Here is a 7,349-nt window from a genome sequence, read left to right on the forward strand (position 1 = left end):
GAAGGTTTCCGTGGTGAAGGTGGTTATCTGCTGAACAAAGACGGCGAACGTTTTATGGAACGTTATGCGCCAAACGCCAAAGATTTGGCCGGCCGTGACGTAGTTGCTCGTTCCATGATGACCGAAATCCGCGAAGGTCGCGGTTGTGAAGGTCCTTGGGGCGTGCATATTAAACTTAAGTTGGATCACCTGGGTAAAGAAGTGCTTGAGTCACGTCTGCCGGGTATTCTTGAGTTGTCCCGTACTTTTGCCCACGTTGACCCGGTTAAAGAGCCGATTCCGGTTATCCCAACCTGTCACTATATGATGGGTGGTATTCCTACCAATGTTGACGGTCAGGCCATTACTCTGGATGCCAACGGCAATGAGAAACTGGTAAACGGTTTGTTTGCCTGTGGTGAGATTGCCTGCGTATCCGTGCACGGTGCCAACCGTCTGGGCGGAAACTCGCTGCTTGACCTGGTGGTATTCGGTCGTGCGACCGGTCTGCACCTGGGCAAAGCCCTGGATGAAATCGCACCTAGCCGTGATGCTTCTGAAAGTGATCTGGATGCTGCTTTGGCACGTTTCAATCGTTGGGAAAGCTCTGAAGGCGGCAAGGGTGAAGATCCGGTCCAAATCCGTAAAGACATGCAGAAATGCATGCAGTTGAACTTCTCCGTATTCCGTGAAGGTGACGCCATGGCCAAAGGCCTGGTGGAACTGAAGGAAATCAGAGAGCGTCTGCAACATGCTCGTCTGGATGACAAGAGCAGCGACTTTAACACCCAGCGTATCGAGTGCCTGGAGTTGGACAACCTGATGGAAACGGCTTATGCCACCGCAGTTGCTGCCAACTTCCGTACTGAAAGCCGTGGTGCGCACAGCCGCTTCGACTTCCCAGACCGTGATGATGAGAACTGGTTATGCCACTCCATCTATCGCCCAGACACCGAGTCCATGAGCAAGCGCGAAGTCAACATGTCGCCTAAGCTACGTGAAGCCTTCCCGCCTAAGGCTCGGACTTACTAAGAGGAGCATGAAGTAGATGAAATTGAATTTCTCAATTTATCGTTACAATCCTGATGTCGACAATGCACCTCGGATGCAAGACTACCAACTGGATGTGGAAGAAGGTCGGGATATGATGGTACTGGATGCCCTGATTCTTTTAAAAGAACAGGATCCTAGCTTATCTTTCCGTCGCTCTTGCCGCGAAGGGGTATGTGGTTCAGATGGTTTGAACATGAACGGCAAAAATGGCCTGGCTTGTATCACGCCTTTGTCTGCCTTAGGTAAGGGTAAGCTGGTTTTGCGTCCTCTGCCTGGTCTGCCGGTTGTGCGTGACCTGGTGGTTGACATGAGCCAGTTTTACACCCAGTACGAGAAGATCAAACCTTATTTGATTAATGACACCAAACAGCCACCGGCTCGCGAATTCCTGCAAAGCCCGGAAGAGCGTGAAAAGCTGGATGGTTTGTACGAGTGTATTTTATGCGCCTGTTGCTCAACCTCTTGTCCGTCTTTCTGGTGGAATCCAGATAAGTTTATCGGCCCCGCAGGTTTGCTACACGCATACCGCTTCCTGGCAGATAGCCGTGATACTGCTACCGACGAGCGTTTGAACGATTTAGATGATGCCTTCAGCGTATTCCGTTGCCACGGAATCATGAACTGCGTCAGCGTTTGCCCCAAAGGATTGAATCCGACCAAGGCTATTGGTCAGATTAAATCCATGCTGTTGCAACGGGCTGTTTAGTTAAGCTGATTTCCTGCTTTTTGGGATTCAGTTGTTAGGAAGCTAAATAGCCATCCATCAGGGATGGCTATTTTTTGTTTGGCGCGATTTGGCATACGTAATCGGGCCAGTACTTCAGGACGAGGCGTGTAAACTCAGGGACGACAGCAGTTTGTCACAAACTGTACCGCCGTCAGTGTGACGGATGTTGGCTGGTGCATGGGCACCAGTGTTGTAATTTAATTCCGGTCTTTTTGATTAAGGGACAAAAATGCTAGAAAGCGTGATGAAAGCATGGTGGGAGTCTTCTCACATGGCTGGTGGAAACGCTGCTTACGTAGAAGAGATATACGAAGCATATCTTGACGACCCGCAAAGCGTGTCGGAAGAGTGGCGCTCAATATTTGATCAGTTGCCCAAGCTGAATGGCATCGAACTCGAAGCCAAACACAGTGAGATACGTGACCAGTTCCGCGATCTTGCCAAGCTGGGTCCAATGGGTCGCGTTGCCAAAGCGGTAACGGCTGCCACAGGTGGTGATGAGAAGCAGGTAAGAGTTCTGCAACTGATCAATGCTTATCGTTTCCGTGGTCATCAGCACGCCAATCTGGATCCGCTCGGCCTGTGGAAGCAGGAGCGCGTGCGTGATTTGGAATTGTCGCATCACGAACTGTCAGAGGCAGACTTCAACACAGTGTATAAGCTGGGGTCTTTCGCTATCGGACAAGACAGCATGGCGCTGGGCGAACTGTTCAAGTCCCTTAATCGTACGTACTGTGGCAGTATTGGTGCCGAGTACATGCATATTACCAATACCGAGCAGAAACGCTGGATTCAACAGCGTATCGAATCGGTACAAGCCAAGCCTGAGTTTGACCGTGAAACCAAGGTCAACATTCTTAAAGGCCTGGTGGCCGCTGATGGCATGGAAAAATATCTGGGTTCTAAGTTCCCAGGTGCCAAGCGTTTCTCGCTGGAAGGCGGTGATGCACTTATCCCTATGCTTAAGCAACTGATCACCCACGCTGGTACTAATGGTGCCAAAGAAGTGGTTATCGGTATGGCCCACCGGGGTCGTTTGAATGTGCTGGTTAACGTGCTGGGCAAAAACCCTTCTGTATTGTTTGACGAGTTTGCCGGTAAGCACGATGAATCCTTGGGTGCTGGAGACGTGAAATACCACGCCGGTTATTCTTCAGACTTTGCTACCCCCGGCGGCAATGTACATTTGGCGCTGGCCTTTAACCCATCTCACCTGGAAATCGTTAACCCAGTGGTGATGGGCTCGGTGCGTGCACGTTTAGACCGTCGCGGCTGTAAAGACGGTTCCTCAGTGGTACCAATCACTATCCACGGTGACTCGGCTATTGCTGGTCAGGGTGTGGTGCAAGAAACTTTCAACATGTCGCAGACTCGTGGCTTCAAGGTTGGTGGTACGGTGCGTATCGTTATCAACAACCAGGTTGGTTTTACCACGTCGAAGACAGAAGACACCCGCTCTACTCAGTACTGTACTGATATTGCCAAGATGGTACAGGCACCGATTTTCCACGTGAATTCTGATGATCCGGAAGCCGTGGTCTTTGTTACCAAGCTGGCGCTGGACTATCGCAATACCTTTAAGCGTGACGTCGTGATTGACCTGGTTTGTTACCGTCGTCATGGTCACAACGAAGCGGATGAGCCTAATGCCACTCAGCCGCTGATGTATCAGAAGATTAAAAAGCACCCAGTACCGCGTGAAATCTACGCTGATCAATTAACTGCAGAAGGGGCGATTCAAAGTCACGATGTAGAGAAACTGGTGAGCGACTACCGTGCTGCCTTAGATCATGGCGCCTGTGTGGTTGAAGAATGGCGCCCAATGAGCGAACACTCGGTCGATTGGTCTGCGTACTTGGGTCATGACTGGACCGTACCTTATGATGGTAGCCTGACCGTTGATAAGCTGCGCGAACTGGGTGAAAAGCTGTGTAGCTACCCGGATAGCGTTAAGCTACAAAGTCGCGTGAACAAGCTCTACGAAGATCGTAAAGCTATGATCGCCGGTGAAAAGCCATTGGATTGGGGTTGTGCGGAAAACCTGGCTTATGCCAGTGTGGTTGACGCCGGTATCCGTATCCGTATGACAGGTCAGGATTCTGGCCGCGGTACCTTCTTCCACCGTCACGCGGTATTGCACAACCAAAAAGATGCCTCCACTTATATGCCGCTTGAGCATATTAGTGAAAATCAGGGACCTATCGAGATTTATGACTCGGTCCTGTCCGAAGAAGCAGCCATGGCCTTTGAATATGGCTATTCAACCGCTGAGCCTGGCTGTTTGAACATTTGGGAAGCGCAGTTTGGTGACTTTGCCAACGGTGCTCAGGTGGTTATTGACCAGTTCCTGTGCTCAGGCGAAGCCAAATGGGGTCGCCTGTGTGGTTTGACCTTATTGTTGCCACACGGTTACGAAGGTCAGGGCCCAGAGCACAGTTCAGCGCGTTTGGAGCGCTTCCTGCAACTGTGTGCTGACCACAACTGGCAGGTGTGTGTACCTTCTACCCCAGCCCAGGTGTTTAACATGCTGCGCCGTCAGGTGGTACGCCCTATGCGTAAGCCGCTGATCGTGATGTCACCTAAGTCCTTGCTGCGTCACCCACTGGCGGTATCCAGCCTGGAAGAACTGGCCGAAGGCACGTTCAAAAACGTGATTGGCGAGATTGATGATATCAATCCGGCCAATGTTAAACGCGTGGTGATGTGTTCGGGCAAGGTGTACTACGATTTGCTGGACCAGCGTCGTAAGTCTGAGCAGACAGACGTAGCCTTGATTCGTATTGAACAGCTGTACCCCTTCCCGCATGAAGAACTGGCTGAAATTCTTAAGCCGTATCAGCATGTTAAAGATTGGGTATGGTGTCAGGAAGAGCCTCAGAACCAAGGCGCCTGGTATTGCAGCCAGCACCATTTCTGGCAGGCCATTCCAGACGGTGCCAAGCTAAGTTATGCTGGCCGCTCAGCGTCTGCTTCACCGGCAGTAGGCTATCTTTCTGTACACAATCAGCAGCAAAAAGCGCTGCTAGATGACGCATTGTCGATTTAATAAGGGACCCGTATGAGCATTGAAATTAAAGTACCGGTATTGCCCGAGTCTGTGGCTGACGCCACTATCGCTACTTGGCATGTTAAGCCTGGCGATAAGGTATCTCGTGACCAGAATCTGGTTGATATTGAGACTGATAAGGTCGTACTCGAAGTCGTGGCCCCGGCTGATGGTGTGCTGGCCGATATTCTTGAGGAAGAGGGCAGTACGGTATTGGCAGAGCAAGTGATTGCCAAGCTGGAAGAGGGTGGCAAGGCCGCCGCAAAGCCAGCCGGCAATGATGACAAACAACAAAAACCTTCCTCCAGTGAAAGTGCCAAAGGTGAATCTGTGGAAATAAAAGTACCCGTCCTGCCTGAGTCAGTGGCCGATGCCACTATTGCGACCTGGCATGTACAACCCGGTGAAGCGGTGTCCCGCGATCAGAATCTGGTTGATATCGAAACCGACAAAGTTGTTCTTGAAGTTGTTGCTCCTGCCGACGGCTCACTGAGCGAGATTCTGGCTCAGGAAGGTGACACTGTTACCGCCGAGCAGATTATTGCTAAGTTTGTGGCTGGCGCCGGTGCTGCAACTGCGAAAGCGCAAGACACTAAGAACGATGCAGAAGAAGACAGCGATGCATTAAGCCCGTCTGTTCGTCGTTTGTTGGCAGAAAAAGGCGTGGACGCGTCTAAGATTAAAGGCACTGGCAAGAACGGTCGCATTACTAAAGAAGACGTAGAGCAATTCCTTAAAGTCGGTGACGCACCTGCTGCAAAAGCACAAAGTGCTGCTGCGCCTGCCGCTCCTTTGGGTGAGCGCACCGAGAAGCGTGTACCTATGACACGTTTGCGTAAGACTATCGCTAACCGTCTGCTGGAAGCGAAAAACTCAACGGCCATGCTGACGACCTTTAACGAAGTCAACATGAAGCCCATTATGGATCTGCGTAAGCAGTATCAAGACGTGTTTGAGAAGCGTCACGGTATTCGTCTTGGCTTTATGTCTTTCTACGTGAAAGCCGTAACCGAAGCCCTGAAACGTTTCCCTGAAGTGAATGCGTCTATCGATGGCGATGATATCTGCTATCACAACTACTTCGACATCAGCATCGCTGTGTCTACACCTCGTGGTCTGGTCACTCCTGTACTGCGCGACTGTGATCAGTTGTCTGTGGCTGATGTGGAAAAAGGTATCAAGGACCTGGCAATCAAAGGCCGTGACGGTAAGCTGTCCATGGCTGATTTGCAAGGCGGTAACTTCACCATTACCAATGGTGGTGTATTTGGCTCCTTGATGTCTACACCAATCATCAACCCACCACAAAGCGCTATTCTGGGGATGCATAAAATCCAGGATCGTCCGATGGCGGTGGATGGTAAGGTGGAAATCCTGCCAATGATGTATCTGGCACTGTCTTATGATCACCGTATCATTGACGGTAAAGAGTCTGTGGGCTTCCTGGTTACTGTTAAGGAACTGTTGGAAGATCCGACACGCCTGCTGCTGGACATCTAAGCGCCAGCCAGGTTGAAGTTTAAGAGGTGAGGGAGTCTGAAGACGACCTCACCTTGACGCTTCTGGACCTTGAACTGGGCTAATATTTTACTCAGTTCACCGGAGGCAGCGTCCCCAAGAGGGGCCCAGCCTCAAAATGCCTCCGGCAAGCTGATTGCCGGATAAGCGGTCGGAACCCAGTTCCGGCAAACTCGTACTGCAAAAGCAGTTTTTTCTCAATAACGGAAAGAACACCATGAACTTGCATGAATATCAGGGCAAACAGCTATTTGCCGAATATGGCTTACCCGTATCTGAAGGGTATGCTGCCGACACTCCTCAGGCAGCAGTAGAAGCAGCCGAGCGCATCGGCGGCTCCGAGTGGGTAGTCAAGTGTCAGGTCCACGCCGGTGGCCGCGGCAAGGCCGGTGGTGTAAAGCTGGTTAAGACCAAAGACGAAATCCGCAACTTCGCCCAAAATTGGTTGGGTAAAAATCTGGTAACTTACCAGACTGACGAGCACGGTCAGCCGGTTAACAAGATTCTGGTTGAATCTTGTACCGATATCGACAAAGAGCTTTACTTAGGTGCAGTAGTAGACCGCGCTACTCGTCGTATCGTATTCATGGCCTCTACTGAAGGCGGTGTTGAGATCGAGAAAGTAGCCGAAGAAACGCCTGAGAAAATCCTTAAGGCCGAAATTGACCCGCTGGTAGGTGCACAGCCTTTCCAAGCGCGTGAAATTGCCTTCAAACTGGGCCTGCAAGGCGTACAGATCAAGCAGTTCACCAACATTTTCTTGGGTCTGGCCAAGATGTTCGTTGACCTGGATGTAGCGCTTATCGAAGTTAACCCGCTGGTGATTAAAACCGACGGCAACCTGCACTGCTTGGATGCCAAAGTGGTTATCGATTCTAATGCTATGTACCGTCAGCCTAAGCTGCGCGACATGCATGATCCGTCTCAGGAAGATGCCCGTGAAGCACAAGCGGCTAAATGGGAACTCAACTACGTAGCACTGGAAGGCAACATAGGTTGTATGGTTAACGGTGCTGGCCTGGCAAT

5 protein-coding genes are annotated in these 7,349 nt (G+C 51.0%); all 5 read left to right on the plus strand.

The window, feature by feature from the left end:
- On the plus strand, nt 1–1,011 hold a 1,011-nt coding region (locus tag J0A65_RS20635; protein ID WP_206596228.1), incomplete at its 5' end, for an FAD-binding protein.
- A 16-nt stretch (nt 1,012–1,027) separates the two neighbouring features.
- The gene (locus J0A65_RS20640) at nt 1,028–1,738 is read left to right on the plus strand and encodes a succinate dehydrogenase iron-sulfur subunit (protein WP_206596229.1); all 711 of its coding nucleotides are present in this window, start codon (nt 1,028–1,030) and stop codon (nt 1,736–1,738) included.
- Between the two features lie 250 nt (nt 1,739–1,988).
- Nucleotides 1,989–4,805 carry a 2-oxoglutarate dehydrogenase E1 component gene (locus tag J0A65_RS20645; RefSeq protein WP_206596230.1) on the plus strand — a complete coding sequence of 939 codons (2,817 nt, stop codon included), beginning with the start codon at nt 1,989–1,991 and terminating at the stop codon, nt 4,803–4,805.
- 12 nt (nt 4,806–4,817) lie between these two features.
- Nucleotides 4,818–6,305: a 2-oxoglutarate dehydrogenase complex dihydrolipoyllysine-residue succinyltransferase gene (gene odhB, locus J0A65_RS20650; protein ID WP_206596231.1), complete on the plus strand. Its 1,488-nt coding sequence runs from the start codon at nt 4,818–4,820 to the stop codon at nt 6,303–6,305.
- Nucleotides 6,306–6,540: 235 nt separating this feature from the next.
- Nucleotides 6,541–7,349 (plus strand): ADP-forming succinate--CoA ligase subunit beta (sucC, locus tag J0A65_RS20655; protein WP_206596232.1); only part of this gene is annotated, 809 nt, incomplete at its 3' end.

It is taken from the genome of Bowmanella yangjiangensis, from assembly GCF_017255015.1.
Classification (GTDB): Bacteria; Pseudomonadota; Gammaproteobacteria; order Enterobacterales; family Alteromonadaceae; genus Bowmanella; species Bowmanella yangjiangensis.